Annotated in this window: 14 protein-coding genes; 5 read left to right on the top strand and 9 right to left on the bottom strand. The window is 70.6% G+C overall.

The genetic code is table 11. From position 1 onward, the window contains the following. Positions 1-66: 66 nt before the first annotated feature. Positions 67-1,761, top strand: a complete 1,695-nt coding sequence (locus ABT147_RS04525; protein WP_351402652.1) for a rhamnogalacturonan lyase B N-terminal domain-containing protein — start codon at positions 67-69, stop codon at positions 1,759-1,761. 28 nt (positions 1,762-1,789) lie between these two features. Here ABT147_RS04525 and ABT147_RS04520 read toward each other — a convergent pair whose 3' ends face one another. Both ABT147_RS04520 and ABT147_RS04515 read right to left on the bottom strand, forming a co-directional pair. Continuing rightward, positions 1,790-3,202, bottom strand: coding sequence for an RICIN domain-containing protein (locus tag ABT147_RS04520; protein WP_351402651.1), 1,413 nt, complete (start codon positions 3,200-3,202; stop codon positions 1,790-1,792). Positions 3,203-3,213: 11 nt separating this feature from the next. Next, positions 3,214-4,305 carry a glycoside hydrolase family 43 protein gene (locus ABT147_RS04515; protein ID WP_351402650.1) on the bottom strand — a complete coding sequence of 364 codons (1,092 nt, stop codon included), beginning with the start codon at positions 4,303-4,305 and terminating at the stop codon, positions 3,214-3,216. A gap of 206 nt (positions 4,306-4,511) precedes the next feature. Between ABT147_RS04515 and ABT147_RS04510 the strand changes: the two genes are divergently transcribed. Beyond that, a complete protein-coding gene (locus ABT147_RS04510) occupies positions 4,512-6,632 on the top strand; it encodes an autotransporter (protein WP_351402649.1) in 2,121 nt (706 codons plus the stop codon). 117 nt (positions 6,633-6,749) lie between these two features. Here the strand turns inward: ABT147_RS04510 and ABT147_RS04505 are convergent, their stop codons facing one another. Further along, positions 6,750-7,736, bottom strand: a complete 987-nt coding sequence (locus ABT147_RS04505) for an ArsR/SmtB family transcription factor (protein ID WP_351402648.1) — start codon at positions 7,734-7,736, stop codon at positions 6,750-6,752. A gap of 139 nt (positions 7,737-7,875) precedes the next feature. On the opposite strand from ABT147_RS04505, the gene ABT147_RS04500 reads away from it, so the two are divergent. Then, a complete protein-coding gene (locus ABT147_RS04500) occupies positions 7,876-8,319 on the top strand; it encodes a peptidase inhibitor family I36 protein (RefSeq protein ID WP_351402647.1) in 444 nt (147 codons plus the stop codon). 52 nt (positions 8,320-8,371) lie between these two features. Here the strand turns inward: ABT147_RS04500 and ABT147_RS04495 are convergent, their stop codons facing one another. Continuing rightward, complete coding sequence (locus ABT147_RS04495; protein WP_351402646.1) at positions 8,372-9,805, bottom strand: amino acid permease; 1,434 nt, start codon at positions 9,803-9,805, stop codon at positions 8,372-8,374. A 140-nt stretch (positions 9,806-9,945) separates the two neighbouring features. On the opposite strand from ABT147_RS04495, the gene mmuM reads away from it, so the two are divergent. Further along, positions 9,946-10,899 carry a homocysteine S-methyltransferase gene (mmuM, locus tag ABT147_RS04490; protein ID WP_351402645.1) on the top strand — a complete coding sequence of 318 codons (954 nt, stop codon included), beginning with the start codon at positions 9,946-9,948 and terminating at the stop codon, positions 10,897-10,899. 115 nt (positions 10,900-11,014) lie between these two features. Here the strand turns inward: mmuM and ABT147_RS04485 are convergent, their stop codons facing one another. From ABT147_RS04485 to ABT147_RS04475, 3 genes are all read right to left on the bottom strand, one after another. Then, positions 11,015-11,800, bottom strand: coding sequence for an ABC transporter permease (locus ABT147_RS04485; RefSeq protein ID WP_351402644.1), 786 nt, complete (start codon positions 11,798-11,800; stop codon positions 11,015-11,017). Continuing rightward, complete coding sequence (locus ABT147_RS04480) at positions 11,797-12,762, bottom strand: ATP-binding cassette domain-containing protein (RefSeq protein ID WP_351402643.1); 966 nt, start codon at positions 12,760-12,762, stop codon at positions 11,797-11,799. The genes ABT147_RS04485 and ABT147_RS04480 overlap by 4 nt, the downstream gene beginning before the upstream one ends. A 90-nt stretch (positions 12,763-12,852) precedes the next feature. After that, a complete protein-coding gene (locus ABT147_RS04475; protein WP_351402642.1) occupies positions 12,853-13,536 on the bottom strand; it encodes a DUF4097 family beta strand repeat-containing protein in 684 nt (227 codons plus the stop codon). Positions 13,537-13,757: 221 nt separating this feature from the next. Between ABT147_RS04475 and ABT147_RS04470 the strand changes: the two genes are divergently transcribed. After that, entirely contained in the window at positions 13,758-14,513 is a 756-nt protein-coding gene (locus tag ABT147_RS04470; RefSeq protein WP_351402641.1) for a GbsR/MarR family transcriptional regulator, read from the top strand. A 23-nt stretch (positions 14,514-14,536) separates the two neighbouring features. On the opposite strand, the gene ABT147_RS04465 is transcribed toward ABT147_RS04470, so the two are convergent. Next, complete coding sequence (locus ABT147_RS04465) at positions 14,537-16,210, bottom strand: carboxylesterase/lipase family protein (protein WP_351402640.1); 1,674 nt, start codon at positions 16,208-16,210, stop codon at positions 14,537-14,539. Between the two features lie 164 nt (positions 16,211-16,374). Beyond that, positions 16,375-17,640 (bottom strand): alginate lyase family protein, encoded by a 1,266-nt coding sequence (locus ABT147_RS04460; protein WP_351402639.1) that lies wholly within the window; start codon positions 17,638-17,640, stop codon positions 16,375-16,377. Positions 17,641-17,657: the final 17 nt, after the last annotated feature.

Raw genomic sequence — 17,657 nt, 5'->3', positions numbered from 1 at the left:
AAACGATTCAACTGTCACCCTTCCGAATCACCCGCACTCCCCCCACACCACCCGAGGAGGACCCCCATGTCCGAATCCAACGACAGACCACCGACCGCCCCCGGCCTGGGCCGCCGCGGCTTCGTCGTCGGCACCGCCGCCACCGCCGCCGGGGCCGCGCTCGCCGGGCCGCTGGCCGGCACCGCCCGCGCCGCGGCCTTCGGCTACACCGACGACGGCACCCACTACGTCATCGACACCGGCGCGAACCTCGTCTTCAAGGTCAGGAAGAGCAACGGCGACCTGTCCTCGCTCGTCTACCGGGGCACGGAGTACCAGGGCTACGGCGGCATGAACTCGCACATCGAGTCCGGCCTCGGCAGTTCCACGGTCACCGTCAGCCAGTCCGGTTCGACGATCCTCGTCTCCGTCTCCTACGGCACGCTGAAGCACTACTACGCGGCCCGCAGCGGCGAGAACAACGTCTACCTGTGGACCAACAAGGCCGACACCTCGGTCTCGGCGACCCGCTTCATCCTGCGCGTCAAGGCGGGCCTGTTCCTCAACGACGAGCCCGATTCCTACACCTACGCGCCCACCACCATCGAGGCCTCGGACGTCTTCGCGAAGTCCGACGGCCAGACCCGTTCGAAGCACTACTCGAAGCGACGGGTCATCGACTACGACTACGTCGGCTGGACGACCGGCGGCGTCGGCCTCTACGTCGTCCGCAGCAACCACGAGAAGGCCTCCGGCGGCCCGTTCTACCGTTCCCTGCTGCGCCACCAGAGCGCGGACGGCGGGGGCCTCTACGAGATCCTGTACTACGGCCAGAACCAGACCGAGGAGCAGCGGTTCGGCCTCCAGGGTCCGTACGTCATCGCCTTCACGGACGGCGGGGCGCCCTCCTCGTCGCTGTTCCCGGGCACGCTGACCACGTCGTGGGCGGACTCGCTCGGCCTGTCCGGGTACGTCGGCGCGGGCGGCCGGGGCCGGGTGGCCGGCGTCGGCATCACGGGGCGGAACACGTCGTACGCGTACACGGTGGGGCTCGCCAACTCGGCGGCGCAGTACTGGGGTTCGGCGCGGGCGTCGGACGGCTACTACTCCATCTCCGGGGTGCTGCCGGGGACGTACACGCTCACCGTCTTCAAGGGTGAGCTGGCGGTGTACACGACCTCGGTGACGGTCTCGGCGGGCGGCACGACGACGCTGAACTCGATCGCGATCCCGGCCACGAACGACCCGTCCAACGCGGGCGCGATCTGGCGGATCAACGACTGGAACGGCACGCCGAGCGGTTTCAAGAACGCCGACCTCATGACGTACGCGCACCCGTCGGACGTCCGGGCCGCAGCCTGGACCGGCAACGTGGTCATCGGCAGCGGCACCGAGACCTCGGCCTTCCCCTGCTACCTGTGGAAGGACGTGAACAGCGGCCTCCTCGTCTACTTCAGGCTGACCGCCGCGCAGGCCGCCGCCGCCCACACCCTGCGCATCGGTGTGACGACGGCCTACGCGAACGGCCGGCCGCAGGTCGTCGTCAACGACACCTGGACCTCGGCGATCCCCTCCCCACCCACCCAGCCGAACACCCGGTCGCTGACGAACGGGTCCTACCGGGGGAACAACCACACGTTCACCTACAGCGTCCCGGCGTCCGCCTGGCTGACGGACACGAGTCAGTACAACGTGCTGAGGATCAACGTGGTGAGCGGGTCGGGGTCGACGTCCTATCTGAGCGCCGGGACGGCGATCGACGCGATCGATCTGCTCAACTGAACTTCATGTCTGACTGATTGACGGTCAGTCATGTTCCGCGCGTCCACTGCTGATTCGTCCCGCTGCCACATGTGTAGGTGATGACGGCGGCCGAGTCGGCGGTGGACGCGCCGTTCACGTCCAGGCACTCGCCGGTCGCCCGGGAGACGAGCTTGACGTAGCTGCCGGAGGTGGTGAGCGACCACTGCTGGCTCGTGGAAGAGGAGTTGCACTTCTCCTGGGTGACCGTGTTGGCGTTCTCCTGGACGCACAGCGAGCTGTGGCGGGTGGTCAACTGGTAGTAGCCGCTGCCGAGGGACTTGAACCAGTACTTCTGGTTGTTGCCGCCGTTGCAGGTGTACTGCTTGATCTGGGCGCCCGCCCACTGCGACTGACTCGTGACATCGGCACACTTGGACGAGTGGCGGGCGATCAGGGTGTTGTACGTGGCGCTGGTGCCGCTGACCGTGCCGGTGGCCGTGTCGACGGTGATCTCCGGGGACCAGGACATGGACATCGTGGTGGAGGTCGGGAAGGTCAGCGGCAGCCAGACGTACCGGGAGTCGTTGACGGTGCCGCCGAAGGAGTTGCCCCAGCGGTCGCCCAGGTAGAGGTAGGAGGTGGTCGAGGTGCCCTGCACGGGCAGGACGTACGCGGTCTGCGAGCCGTAGGTGGTGGAGTCGCCGACGTTGGCCATGGCCGTCCAGGGGCCCGCGATGCTGGTGGCGGTGGCGTACTGCTGCTGGTTGGGGTTCCAGCCGGTGGCGCCCGAGGTGAGCATGAAGTAGACGCCGTTGCGCTTGAACAGGGCCGGGGCCTCGCGGTGGCCGCCGTGCCAGGGGTCGGCGACGAGGGCGGCGATACCGGTGTAGTCGGCGGTGAGCCGGTAGATCTGGAGGTCGTAGTTCTCGCGGGCGGCCGAGATCATGTAGCCGGTGCCGTCGGTGTCCACGAAGACGGTGATGTCGCGGGACATATGGGTGCCGAGCGGGCGGAAGCTGCCCTGCCAGGTGTAGTCGCCGTCGACGGTGTCGGAGACGGCGACGGCCGCGCGGGCCTCGCTGTAGTCGACGCCGTTCTCCTTGTGCATCCACATCACGAACTTGCCGGTGGCCGCGTTGTACATGACCTTGGGCCGCTCGATGTTGGCGGTCGCCAGCTCGGGGTCGGTGGCCTCGGTCAGGACGTGGTTGCGGAACTCCCAGTTCTTGAGGTCCGTGGAGCGGTAGGCCGACACGTACCGGAAGGTGTTGTCGGAGTTCCGGTTCTCACCGAACCAGTAGTAGTACGAGCCGACCTTGATGACCCCGCCGCCGTGGGCGTGCAGGGCGTTGCCGGCGCTGTCGGTGAACTGGGTGCCGTTGGGGACGGTCTGCGGCGCCGCCTGGGCGGGGCCGGCGGTGACGAGGGCGCCGGCCAGCGCCAGACAGAGCGCGAGGAGCATCGCGTACGCACGTCTCATCTCAGCTCTCCTTACCTGGTGTTCGGGGTGGGTGCGTCGGCTACGGGGACGCCGAAGTCGGGGGTGCCGTCGGGCTTCCAGCCGAGGCGCTGGATACGGGTGTGGCGGTTGGGGTCGTTGAGGGGGTCGCCGACGATGTCCTTGTACTGGCGGGCGTGGTAGACGAGGACGTCGGTGCATCCGTCCTCGGCGACGGTGAAGCTGTTGTGGCCCGGCCCGTACTGCTTGGTGGTGTCGTTGCTGGTGAAGACCGGGGTCGGGGACTTGGACCAGTTGGCGGGGTCCATGAGGTCGGCGTCCGCGTCGATGGTCAGCAGGCCCATGCAGTAGTTGAAGTCGGTCGCGCTCGCCGAGTACGTCATGAAGAGCCGCCCGTTGCGCTTGATCACCGACGGGCCCTCGTTGACCTTGAAGCCGATGACCTCCCAGGGCAACTCCGGGGTGGTGAGCCGGACCTGAGGTCCCGTCAAGGTCAGCGGGTCGGCCATCCGGGACAGCCAGACCGCGGTGTTGTTGTTCATCCCGGGCTCGTGCTGCGCCCACGCGAGATAGCGGGAGCCCCGGTGGGTGAAGGTGGTGGCGTCCAGGGAGAAGGTCTCCCAGGCCGTCTTCAGCTGACCGCGCTCGACCCACGTTCCCTTGAACGGGTCGCGGTGGGAGTTCTCCAGGACCCAGATCCGGATCGCCCAGATGTCCTCGGCGGGCGCGGAGGCGAAGTAGATGTACCACTTGCCGTCGATGCGGTGGATCTCCGGCGCCCAGATGTGCGCGCCCATCACGCCGGTGGCGTGTTTGCGCCAGATCACGGACTCGGCGGCCGTCGACAGGCCGCGCAGGGTGCGGGATCTGCGCAGGATGATCCGGTCGTACTCGGGCGCGGTCGCCGTGAAGTAGTAGAAGCCGTCGGTGTGCCGGTTGATGTGCGGGTCGGCGCGGTTGCGGACGAGGGGGTTGGCGTACGGGGGCCGGCCGCTCGACGTCTGGGCGGCGCCGGACGCGTGGGCGACACCGGCGGGCATCGCGGTGAGGGCGCCGGCGGCCAGGGCGCCCTTCAGGAGCAGACGACGGTTCGGGGGGTCGGGGAAGGTGTGGTCGCGGCCCATGCGGCTTCCTCTCGGAGGGGGGAACAAAAGGAAACAGAAATGTTCGACATATCGCACAAGATCTTTCATTCCGAACGCCGAAAAGGTAAGGGCGTGTTACGAGGAGGTCAACGGGTTGCGCGGAACGAACACAAGCTCACAGGAAGCGAACCGAGGTCCTCACAGGATTTCTGTTATCGGGACGGCACCCGGACCGTCCCCATGTCGTGCGCAGCCATATCCACAAGACAGCGTCGGCCGCCGGAGCCCTGGCGGTCACCGCCCTGATGCTCGGTGCCCCGACCGCGACCGCCGCCGGCCCCCGGGACGTGACCGCCGATGTACTGGCCGGACGGAACGTCACCCTCTCCGGCGACACGGTGGTGACCGTGCCGTCCGGGACGACGAAGTACGGCGGTGTGTTCAGCGGCACGGGCACACTCACCGTGCGCGGCACCGGCACGCTGGTCCTCACCAGGGACAGCGACTTCACCCTGCCGAAGTCCCGGCAGCGGCAGAGCGTGCGGACGCTCGGCGGGAACCACCCGTACGTCACCGTCACCAACCCGGACCCGCCCGCCGTGACCGTCGCGAAGGGCGCGACCCTCCAGTACGGCGACAGCGGCTCGACCGGGGCGATCGGCCACTACCCGTACAACACCCCGGCGTTCCGGCTCAACCAGAACAACATCCGGGTCGACGGCACCCTGCGGCTCGCCCTGAAGAACGTCCAGTACAACCTGGGGACCATCAGCGGCTCGGGACTGGTCACCCAGCCGAGGTTCCTGTGGGCCACCTGGGACCTGTCGGGCACCCACCCCTTCACCGGGGTGATCGACAACGGCACACAGGTGAACGCCGGGCGCCCGGAGTTCGCGACCTCGCTGCCGAACGCGCGCAAGGTCCTGAACCAGGGCACCTGGACGGTGGACACCCCGCTGGGCCAGACCGTCACCCAGGGCATGGACTTCTACCAGCGCGAGTACGGCAGTGACATCAACGTCCAGTCGCGGCCCGGCAGCAAGGTGATCCTCACCGGCCAGTACAGCTGGTCGGACCGGGGCGGCGACACCGACCCCTCGCTCAGCGACCCCGCCCTGAACTGGACGCCCGCCCGTAAGAACGTCAACAAGCGCGGCACCAACATCAAGGGCGCGAACGTCCAGTGGGGCGACGGCACCACGAACAAGATCTTCATGCCGGGCACGGCCGAGACGGTCTACATCAACCTCCTCGCCGCCCGCTCCCGTTCGCTGCTCACCTTCGACTACAACGGGCCGGTGACGCTGGGCGCCCCCATCGGCGGCGGCCGCTTCCACGACACGCTCTCCGCGCCCGGCGCCGGGGACATCGTCATCGCGGGGACGAAGGGCAACGACGTCACCTTCGCCGCCGTGCAGTACTACAACGGTTCGACGACGGTCGAGAAGGGCGCGGTGCTGCGGCTGGGCAGCGGCAGGTCCGGTGGCGACGGCGGGCTTTACACCAAGGGCGACCTCTACAAAGTGGTCAACAACGGTTCGCTGATCGTCCGGAACACCTCGAAGCCGGTGACGCTGTCGCGCGTCGGCGGCACCGGCTCACTCACCCAGTCGGGGGCGGCCACGACGACGCTGACGGGCGGCGCGGTGACGTACACCGGGGCCACGAACGTCACCAAGGGCACGCTGGCGCTCCGCTCGGGGGCGACCCTCGGCCGGAGCCGGACCATTCGGCTCACCACCACCGGGGCGAGGCTCGACGTGGGCACCGCCGGGCTGAAGGTGACCAGGTCGCTGTCCGGCAAGGGCACGGTGAAGGGCGCGGTGACCAACGCGGGCGTGGTCGTGGCCGGCCTCACGGTGACCGGCGGCTACACCCAGACCGGGAAGGGCGAACTGGTGCTGCGCGAGCAGCCGTTGAAGGTGACCGGGGCGGTGAGGCTGGCCGGGGAGCTGGACTTCGCGGCCCTGGCGGACGTGGGCGGGCCCGGCGAGAGGATCACCGTGATCGACCACAGGGGCAAGGGCCGGAACACCGGCACGTTCACCGGGCTGCGCGAGGGCGCCAAGGTGAAACTCGGGGACAACACGTACCGGATCACCTACAAGGGCGGTGACGGCAACGACGTCGTCCTGACCACGGCCAAGGCGGGCGCGTCGCCGGCCGTGAAGGCCGCCGCCGGCTCCGGCTCGGACACCGGCGCCCAAGAAACCCGGACGCAGAACGCGAGCGCCTCCGCCGACAGCGGCCTCGGCTGGTGGCCGTACGCGCTCGCGCTCGGTGCTCTCTCCGGGCTGCTGGTGCCGGTGGCCAGGCACCGCAGGAACAACCGGCGCGGGGGCGGCAGGCACGCCGCCACGGGCTGAGACAGGAGTCTCGCGAGGCGAGACGTGTGACGGTCGGGCGGTCGCTGTACGGGGGTCGGCGTCCGCCCGACGCATGTTCGCCGGGCCGCGGTCCCCCTCTTCAGCTGTCTCCCCGCTTCAGCCGTCCTGCCGGGACTTCCGGTCCAGCAGGGCGGCGCCGAGCGGGGTCAGGGTGTGCAGGACCGTGTTGGCGTGGCGGTGGCTGGTGATCAGGCCGGCGTCGCGCAGTACACCGGTGTGATGGCTCGCGGTCGTGGGGGTCACTCCGGCCCGGCGGGCGGCCTCGGTGGTGGTGGAGCCGGTCGCGCTGGCTCGCAGGATGGCGGCGCGGGTGGGGCCGAGCAGTGCGTGCAGCGGCGGGGAACCGGTGTCCGGGGGCGTCGCCGGCCGGTGGTGGAGAGGGTGGAGCAGTACGGGCGGGAGTCCGGGGTCGGCCAGCGCGATGGGCGCGTGCCAGCAGAAGTGCGAGGGGATCAGGAGCAGTCCCCGCCCGGCGAGGTGGACGTCGCGGTGGTCCGGGTACGGGTCGATCTCCAGGACCGGTGGCCGCCAGTGGATCGTGGGCCCCAGCCCGGCGAGCAGCCCGTCGGTGCCGGTGTGGAACAGGGTGTGCGCGTAACGGGCCCGCTCGGTGTGCAGACGTTCCTGGATGTGCTCCTCGTGCGGGGCGATCACGGCCCGGTGGTAGGCGCGCAGGGCGTCCACGAGCTGTTCGCGCATGTCCCGCTCGGTGAGCCGGTGCACCCAGGCCGGGGCGCCGACGGCCCGGGTGAGCGCGTCGACCTCGCTCACGACCCGCTCGTGCGGTGCCGCGAGGACGGCCTCCAGCCCGGCGTCCAGGCCTTGGGTGCCCTCGGGTGGTGTCAGGAAGTCCGGGAAGTAGCTGGCGCGTGGGAAGAGCGGAAGCAGGAAGGTCTTCACCGTCCGTTCGAGCCCGGCCCGGCGCAGCGAGGCCCGTGCGGTGTGGAACCAGGGGGCGTAGGCCCAGCGGCCTTCGCGGGTCTGGAGCCGGTGCAGACTGACCGCGATCTCCCAGAGGGCGTGCGGTTCGGTCGCCACTCTGACTCTGGTGAGGTCCTCGGACGTGAAATGAAAGCGGAGCATCCTGTTCTCCGTGGGCCCTTGTGGTCGGCCTGCGAAGTGTCAGCACACTCGCATGAGCATGACAGTGGCATGCCGGGCCGGGAACATGAATTCCCGCCAGCAGTAAGCCCGTTGGCACTGTCCACGAGAAAGGCATGGGATGTTCTCGTACGAGCGGAAGCACGACCGGAAGTCCGGCCGCACCCTCCGTCGGAGCCGCAGGGGCCTCGTCGCCGCGGCGCTCGCCTTCGCCACGGCCGGCCTGGGCCTGATCGCACCGAGTGCCGCGAGCGCGGCGCCGCAGGCGTGGTCGTGCGGCAGCGGCAATCTGTGTGCCTACACCGGCGGCAGCGGCAACGGCAGCCGATGTTCGTGGAGCAACGCCGACGCGGACTGGTGGAGCGGTTCCACCCAGTGTTCGTGGTCCGACACCCAGAACGTCGGGTCGGCCAAGAACAGCGGCACCTCGTCCGCGTACGCCTATGTCGTCCTCTACACCGGCGCCAACTACACCGGCGACGGCTACTGCATCCCGCAGAGGGGTGGCGAGTGGCCGAACCTCAACGTCAGGATCCGTTCCCACCGCTGGGAAGCTTCCTGCTGATCCAGCAGGTGACCGGCGGGTCCCGGAACGGGGCCCGCCGGTTCGGCCGTCTCTAGGCGGCGTCCGCCGTGTCCTCGGTGCCGCTCGCCCCCTCAGCCCCTTCCTGCCGCCCCCGCAGCCACACGTACACCGGGATGCCCGCGAAGAGGAACAGGGCGCCCTGGTAGACGGCCGCGTAGCCGGCGCCGGCGATCAGCCAGAAGGAGAAGGCGAAGGAGAGGGCGGCGACGATCAGGTCGCGGACCAGACCGGCGGGGCGGACCCGCTCGCGGCTGCCCCTGGCCAGCCAGTACAGCTGGGCGGCGGCGGAGAGCAGGTAGGGGACGCAGCCGGTGAACGTGGTGATGAGGACCAGGACGCGGAAGGCGGTGTCCGGGTCGTCCGCGTAGTTGACGACGATCAGGAGCGTGCCGAGGACGGCGGTGGCGAGGACGCCGAAGCCGGGGACGCCGCCCTTGCCGACCCGGGCGAACTGCTTCGGGAAGAGGCCGTCGCGGGCGGCGGCGTACGGCATCTGGGCGCTGAGCAGGACCCAGCCGTTGAGGCAGCCCACGATCGAGGCCACGGCGACCAGCGCGATCACCGTGCCGCCCCAGCTGCCGCCGGCCATCGAGTCGACCGCGTCGGCGAAGGGCGCACCGGACTCGACGAGTTCCTCGTGCGGGACCAGACCGAACACGGCGACCGTGCCGAGGATGTAGACCAGCGCGGAGGCGAGGGTGCCGAGGACGCTGGCGCGGCCCACGTTGCGCTCGGGGTCCTTGACCTCGCCGGCGCTGACGGCGGCCGACTCGACGCCGAGGAAGCTGTAGAGGAGAAGCGCCGCGGCGGCGGCGAGCGCGCCGGGGGCGCTCTCGCCGGAGGCGTTGAACGGACCGTAGTTGTCGAGGTCGATGAAGAACAGGCCGACGGTGGCGACCAGCAGCAGCGGCACGAACTTCAGCACGGTGGAGACGATCTGCACGGCGCCCACATAGCGGGTGCCCGCGAAGTTCGCGGCGGCCGGCAGCCACAGGGCGGCCAGCGCCACCAGCGCCAGGACGGCCTTGCTGTCGCCCAGGGGTATCAGCACGTCGACATAGCCGACGACACCGACCGCGAGCGCGGCGATGCTGACCCAGCACATCGTCCAGTACGACCAGGCCGACAGGAAGCCCGCGAAGGGGCCGAAGGCGTCGCGCGGGTAGACGTAGAGACCGCCGGTGACCGGACTGCGCCTGGCCAGCTTCCCGAAGAGCAGCGCCAGCAGGACGGCGGCCACGGAGAGGACGACGAAGGCGAGCAGGCTGACCGTGCCGTACGGGGCGACGGCGGCGGGGAGCGTGAAGATGCCGCCGCCGATGATGTTGCCCATCACGAGGGCGGTGGCCGCGGCGAGGCCGAACCTGCGGCCCGGGGAGGCGGTCGTCGCCCCCGGGCTCGGCTCGGACTCCGTCACCGGGGTCGGTTCGGGCTCGGTGGCCTCGGGGGTGCTGGTCGTGGTCATGGCGGTTCCCGGGGGATGGGGCGGGGTGGGGACGGGGAGGGCGTGATCGTACCGCCGCATTCCACATGGTGGGCAGTCTGTTCATTAGATGGACACAATCGGCTGGGGTTTCCCGCTCCGGCTCGACTACCGTCGACGGCATGACCAGCAACACGCCCGGTACGTTCCCCGGCATTCCCGGTCCCCCCGTCGGCCCCTTCGCCGCGGCCCTCGCCGCAGAGGTCCTCGTCCTCGACGGCGGTATGTCCAACCAGTTGGCGTCCGCCGGGCACGACCTGAGCGACGAGCTGTGGTCGGCGCGACTGCTCGCGGAGCGGCCGGAGGCGATCGCCGAGGCCCATCTCGCCTACTTCGAGGCCGGCGCGAACGTGGCGATCACCGCCAGCTACCAGGCCACCTTCGAGGGCTTCGCCAAGCGCCGGATCCGGCACGAGCGCGCGGCCGAACTCATGGCCCTGAGCACCGAGTTGGCCGTGGACGCGGCGGTGGAGGCCAAGGCGAAGGGCATCACGCGCCCGCTCCTCGTGGCCGCCTCGGTCGGCCCGTACGGGGCGATGCTCGCGGACGGCTCCGAGTACCGGGGCCGGTACGGGCTGAGCGTGGCCGAGCTGGAACGGTTCCACCGGCCCCGTCTGGAGACACTGGCCGCCACCTTCCCCGACGTCCTGGCCCTGGAGACGATCCCGGACACCGACGAGGCCGAGGCGCTGCTGCGGGCGATCCGCGGTCTGGAGGTGCCCGCCTGGCTGTCGTACACCGTCGACGGCGACCGCACCCGTGCCGGGCAGCCGCTGGAGGAGGCCTTCGCGCTCGCCGCCGATGCCGAGGAGGTCGTCGCGGTCGGTGTGAACTGCTGCTCGCCCGACGATGTGGGCGGCGCGATCGAGACGGCCGTCCGGGTCTCCGGGAAACCGGTCGTCGTGTACCCGAACAGCGGCGAGACCTGGGACGCGTCGGCGCGGGCCTGGACCGGGCGGTCGACGTTCACCACCGCGCAGGTGGAGGGATGGCGGGCGGCCGGGGCCCGGCTGATCGGCGGGTGCTGCCGGGTGGGCCCGGAGGCGATCTCGGCGATCGCGAGGACGCTGGGCTGAAAGCCCGGGGGTGCGGGATCTCGGTGTCCATGACCGCCCCCACGTGGACTGCCCCGCGACTGCCCCGGAGGTGCGCGGGGCGGTCGCGGGGCAGGGATCCGCGGTGCCATGGCCGTTACTTCGGGTCGCTGTTGAACCTGGCGGCGGACCAGAAGTAGCCGAGGACGGCGAGGCCGAGGCACCAGGCGAGGGCGAGCCAGCCGTTGTGGCCGATCTCGGTGCCGAGGAGGAGGCCGCGGAGGGTCTCGATGGCGGGGGTGAAGGGCTGGTACTCGGCGATCGGCTGGAACCAGCCCGGCATCGTGTCGGCCGGGATGAACGCGCTGGAGATGAGCGGCAGCAGGATCAGCGGCTGTGCGCTGTTGGCGGCGGCCTCGGCGTTCGGGCTGGACAGGCCCATGCCGACCGCGATCCAGGTGAGCGCCAGGGAGAACATCGCGAGCAGTCCGAACGCCGCCAGCCACTCCAGGACCGTGGCGTCGGTGGAGCGGAAGCCGATGGCCACCCCGACGGCGCCGACGAGCACCACACTGGCGACACACTGCAGCACGCTGCCGACGACATGCCCGATCAGGACGGAGCCGCGGTGGATCGCCATCGTGCGGAAGCGGGCGATGATGCCCTCGTTCATATCGGTGGAGACGGACACCGCCGTTCCGACGACGGTGCCGCCGATGGTCATCATCAGGATGCCCGGGACGATGTAGGCGATGTAGTCGGAGCGGTCGCTGCCGCCGATGCCCGCGCTCATCACGTCGCCGAAGATGTAGACGAAGAGCAACAGCAGCATGACCGGGGTCAGGAGCAGGTTCAGGGTGAGGGAGGGGTAGCGGCGCGCGTGCAGGAGGTTGCGGCGCAGCATCGTCGTGGAGTCGCGGACGGCCAGGGCGAGGGTGCTCATCGGACGTTCTCCTTGGGCTGGTCGGGGATGCCGGCGGCGGGGCCGGTGAGGGCGAAGAACACGTCGTCGAGGTCGGGGGTGTGCACGGTGAGTTCGTCGGCCTCGATACCGGCCGCGTCCAACTGGTCGAGCACGGCGCGCAGTTCACGCTGGGTGCCGCCGCTGGGGATCTGCAGGGCGAGGGCTTCGTCGTCGCGGGTGACCTCGCGCAGCGCGGTGGCGGCGGAACGGTAGGCGGTGGGGTCGGTGAAGCGGAGGCGGACGTGTCCGCCGGGGATGAGCCGCTTGAGTTCCTCGGCGGTGCCTTGCGCCGCGATCTTTCCGTCGTTCAACACCGCGATGCGGTCGGCGAGTTCGTCGGCCTCTTCCAGGTACTGGGTGGTGAGGAAGACGGTGACGCCGCCGGTGACGAGTTCGCGGATGATCTGCCACATGTTGTGGCGGGAGCGGGGGTCGAGGCCGGTGGTGGGTTCGTCGAGGAAGATGATCCTGGGGTCGCCGACCAGGGTCATGGCGATGTCGAGGCGGCGTTTCATGCCGCCGGAGTAGGTGGAGGCGGGCTTCTTCGCGGCCTCGACCAGGTCGAAGCGTTCCAGGAGTTCGGCGGTGACCCGGCGTCCCTCGGCCCGGGACAGGTGGTGCAGGTCGGCCATGAGGAGCATGTTCTCCTCGCCGGTGATCAGGCCGTCGACGGCGGAGAACTGCCCGGTCACACCGATCGCGGCACGCACGGCCTGGGGGTCTGCGGCGAGGTCGTGGCCGCCGACGCGGATCTCGCCGGAGGCGGGGTCGGGGGTGATGAGGGTGGAGAGGATCTTGACCGCGGTGGTCTTGCCGGCGCCGTTCGGGCCGAGCAGGGAGAAGATCGTCCCTTCGGGGACGGCCAGGTCGATGCCGTCGAGGACGAGCTTGTCGCCGTAGGACTTCCGCAGGCCGTGGGCCGCGATGGCCGGGGTGGTCATGAGGGGTACTCCTTCGAAGGCTCCGGGGCGGAGGGCGTGGGTCAGAGGCGCGGGGCGGGAAGGCGGGGGGCGGGGACCGGAGGGCGTGGGTCAGAGGCTGCCGGCGGTGATGTCGCCGTAGGCGGTGGTGGCGTGGATGGTCAGGTCGGCGGCGGCGCCGTCGCTGTTGCGGAGCGTGTTGCGGATCCGGCCGTAGGTGGTGCCGGCGTCCAGGGAGGCGGAGACGCCATGGGCGGCGCCGATGGAGACATCGCCCCGCTCGGTGCGCAGCGTGACCGTGCCGCGCACGGCCTCGCCGATGTTCAGGTGGCCCTGCCGGGTGCTGATCTCGCTGTCCCCGGCCAGGCGGCCGATCGTGATGTCGCCGTCCTGGAGGCTGAGGCGGACGCTCGCGGCCTCGTCGAGCTTGACCGGGCCCTGCGCGCTCTCGAAGGCGACGTCTCCGAGCCGTCCGACGCCCCGGAGTTCGACGCCGGCCGCCTTCGCCTCGACATGGGAGCCGGCGGGCAGTTGGACGGTCACCTCGACGGACCCGGAGGCGCCGAAGTACTGGTTCTTCGCCTCCGGGGCCGTGATCCGCAGCACCCCGTCGACGTACTCGACCTTGGTCTCCTCCGCCGCCCGCACGTCACGGCTCTTGGTGGCGTTGGCGGGCAGGACCTCGACCGTGGTGTCGGCCCGGTCGGCGGCGATGAACCGCACGCGCCCGGCGGGGATGTCCAGGACCGCGGCGATCGGGGCGGTGGTGGCGAACTTCTGCGTCGTGTTCTGCATCGTGCTCTCCTCGGCTCGTTGTTTCGAACAATGGAAAAGCTACGTTGCATTCACAGATCTAGCAACGCACTCGTTGCGCAATATCGCCATAGTCGCAGGTCAAACTAAGTAAATCGTTGCAACGGCTTCGAGCCTAACGCAACACTCGCCATCGCATTCATTGCAATGAGCTGGGAGTGAACGCTATGGTGGACGCACCACGGAGCACAAAGGAGACAGCGATGCCGGGAGGCAGGCTCACCCAGCAGGAGCGTCAGCAGATCGCGGCGGGGCTGGCCGACGGCCTCGCCTACGCGGAGATCGCCAGACGCCTGGACCGCCCGACATCGACGGTCACACGTGAGGTGATGCGCAACGGCGGCCCCACCGCCTACCGCGCCGACCTCGCCCACCGCGCCACCGAGCGCCGCACCCACCGCCGCCGCCCGGCCGCACCCCGCGAGGCCCAGGCGCCCGAGCGGGCCCACGGACGCGACACCGAAGCCGTACGCGAGTACGAGGAGGTGTTCACCAACGTGATGATGGCCTCGGGCATGCCCACGATGATGGCCCGGGTGATGGCCTGCCTCACCCTCACCGACTCCGGCAGCCTCACCGCGTCCGAGCTGGCCCAGCGCCTCCAGGTCAGCCCCGCGTCCGTCTCCAAGGCGATCACGTACCTCGACAGCCAGGGCATGATCCGCCGGGAACAGGGCGAGCGCCGCCGTGAGCGCTACATCGTCGACGACGACGTCTGGTACCAGTCGATGCTGGCCAGCGCCCGCGCCATCGCCCAGATCGTCGAGATCGCCCAGCAGGGCGTGGGCGTCCTGGGCGCCGGCACGCCCGCCGCGACCCGCCTGGAGAACGTCGCCCGCTTCCTCGACTTCGTCAGCGAGAGCACCACTCGCGCCGCGGAACAGGCCCGCGAGATCCTCCACACCAGGCCCCGGACAGCCCCGTCCGAGGCCGCCGGCCCCGGCTCAGATCACGGTTAGCGGCGCTATGGAGGGGCCCGTCCTCACGGGCTGCGGCGGAAGCGGCGCAGCGCCGGGAGCGGGCCTCCGCCGGACGTGACGCCGGAGGTGACGAAGGTGCCCGAGCCCTGGACCCTGCGGGGCCGTCTCGCGTCCGCGTCCCACAGGGCGAGTTCGGGGTCGTAGGGGCCGAAGACGATCCGGGGGCCGTCCATGCCGCCGATGCCGTCCATATCGCCCGTGGCGTCCGGGGCGTCCATAGCACCCGGGGCGTGGGTGGCGTCCGGTGTGTCGAAGACGCGGACCGGATGAGTGGCGTCCCAGGCGGGCCAGCCGGGGGCGCCGTCCGTCGCGAAGCGGACCCAGGCGGTGTGCAGGGCGGTGGCGAGGTGGGGTGGGGGGTTCTCGCCGGCGAGCTTGGCGGAGGCGGGGGCGCCGCCGGTGTCGAAGACGAAGCCGAGTTCGAGGGCGTGGCAGGAACCGAGGGCGGGGATGCCGGAGGGCCAGGCGAACTCGTAGAGGTAGGACCGGGCCTGCTCCTGGCCGAGGCGGGCCTCCGCCACCCGGTGCAGGGGGACGCGCAGGAGGTGGTCGGTGACGAGCCGGCCCACCAGGTCGGCGGTGCCCTTGTCGGGGTGCAGGTCGCGGTAGCCGCGGGGCACCTCGGGGCCGCAGCGGCAGCGGGCGCGGGCACCGGCCAGGGCGACCGTGCCGAGGCGGTCGACGCGTTCCTGGAGACCGCCGGGGACGAGCCAGAGGCGGTGTTCGTCGCGGGTCCAGCCCATCAGGAGGTCGATCCCGGGGGCCGCGCCGTGCTCGGTCAGGGCCTGGAGCGGGTCGGTGGGCAGCAGCTCACCGTCGACGACGATGCCGAAGGCGGGGCCGCCCAGCACCGGACTGCTGAGCCGGCCGGCCTCGGCCTGTGCCTCGACGAGCGTGGAGCGGTCCACGGCGGCGAAGGCCTCGGCGGTCGCCGGGACCTTCAGCCGGGTCGCCATCCGGCGGACCATACGGCGCACCTTGTCCCGGTCCAGGGCCTCGGGCGGCCCGCTCTGCAGCACGGCCCGCCGGAACAGGCCCCGCGCACGGGGAACGGCCAGCAGCGCGCCGACACTGATGGCGCCCGCCGACTGACCGGCCAGGGTCACCCGGTCCGGATCGCCGCCGAACCCGGCGATCGAGTCCCGCACCCACTCCAGCGCGGCCAGCTGGTCACGCAGTCCGAGATTGGGCGGGGCGTCCGGGAAGAGGCCGTAACCCTCCACACCCAGGCGGTAGTTGAGGGACACCAGCACCACGCCGTCACGGGCGAAGGCGGCGCCGTCGTAGACCGGGACCGCCGACGAGCCCCGGGTGAGGGCGCCGCCGTGGATCCAGACCAGGACCGGCAGCCGGGCCCCGCGGCCCGGCTCCGGTGTCCATACGTTCAGGTTGAGGCAGTCGTCGCCCGGGACGACCGGGTCCGACAGATAGTGGGCGAACGCCTCCGAGTACGGCGGTTTCGGAGGCGTCGGCCCGAAGGCGACGGCGTCACGCACCCCGGTCCAGGGCTCGGGCGGGGAGGGCGGGCGGAACCGGCGGGGGCCGAAGGGAGGGGCCGCGTACGGGATGCCCCGGAAGACCGCGATGCCGTCCTCGTAGCCGTCCCCGTACGCGTATGTGCCGCGTACGTCCCCGTACGGCGTCCTGACCACGGGGCCCTGCCGGTCTGCCGTCATCGCGCACCAGCTCCTCACACCCGCCCGCGCGCTCGCTTACTCACGCGCTCACTCGCTCGTGAACCGTCATTCACCTCAGAGCACCACATCCCTTCGCGGTATTCCGTTCGTGCCGGGTCTTTGACGGCCGTTCGGGGGACGGCGGCCCGTGGGCGGGGCGGCGGCTACTTGGCGTACATCAGGGTGCCGAAGCCCAGCTGGTCGTAGCCGCCGCTGGCCGAGCCGTAGTCCCCGCCGCCGCCCTCGGGTCGGACCCGTTCGGCCATGGCGGTGATGTACGGGACGGACAGGCCCCGGCGCCGCGCGTAGTGGTAGTGGACGAGGTCCCACACCGGGCGGAGCTGGCCCCGGCTCGCGGAGGAGACGGCGGTGTGGGTCTGCCGGGCGCAGTTCTGGCCGGTGCCCCAGGTGTAGGTGGTGAAGGGGACGTCCTGCCCGAGGTTGTACTTGGCGACGTACTGGGCGCCCTTCATGAACCGGTTGCCGTCGTAGCCGTACAGGTCGTCGCCCTGGGACCAGGCCGTCTCGCAGAAGGCGCCCATCAGACCGATGCCCATGACGCTGTGGCCCTGGTCGCGGCCGGCCTCCTGCCACTGGCCGAGGGCGTGGCCGGCGGAGTCGGTGTGGAGGTACGGGACGGCGTGGGCGAGGGAGCCGTTGCCGGCGCCGGTCTTGAAGTAGTTCACGGCCTGGTCGTACTTGGCTCCGTCGTCGCACAGGATCCCGATCGCGAGGATCGAGTTCATGGTGCACAGGTCCCAGTTGGCCCAGTAGTTGGTGACGCAGGCGTCGTTGTGGCCGTTCAGGAACTGGTTGTTGAGCGGGTAGAAGACGTTGAGCATCATCGTCCTGAACCGGTCCAGGTCGAACCCGCCGTAGCCGCGCATGAGTTCGGCGGCGTTGGCGAACTGGTAGCCGTAGATCCCGGCGGCCAGGAACCGGTCGGCGTTGCCGGTGACGGTGGTGAGCGTCGACGACCAGGCGTTGAGGATACGGACCGCCGCGTCACCGTTCGCGGTGGTGCCGGCGATCTTCCAGCGCAGCGCGTTCTGGTAGGCCGCGTGGATGTCGTTGTAGAGGATGCCGTAGTTCTGGCCCGTGCCTCCGCGGATGATGGTGGCCTGCGGGTTGGGTGTCCAGGTGCTCGCGGAGTGGGAGTTGGCGGTCAGGCGGTTCCAGCCGGACAGCCACGGGTCGTCCCCGGCGGCCACCCGCGCCTTGGCGCGGTTGAGTTCGCCGTAGGCGTGCAGCATGCCGGGGTGGGTGAAGGCGGCCGGGGCCGCCTCCGCCGTCGTGGCGACGGAGGCGGACGCGGCGCCCAGCGCGAGGGCGGCGGTGAGACCGCCGGCGGTCCTGAGCAGACCTCGGCGGCTCAACTCGCCTTCGGTCACAGTCGTGTTGGGAGTGGTGTGGGGGGAAGTGCGGCTCATCGTGCGGCTCCCGTCCA

The sequence above is a fragment of the Streptomyces sp. NPDC001868 genome, from assembly GCF_040297125.1.
GTDB lineage: Bacteria > Actinomycetota > Actinomycetes > Streptomycetales > Streptomycetaceae > Streptomyces.
This window is presented reverse-complemented; position numbering and strand designations above follow the sequence as displayed.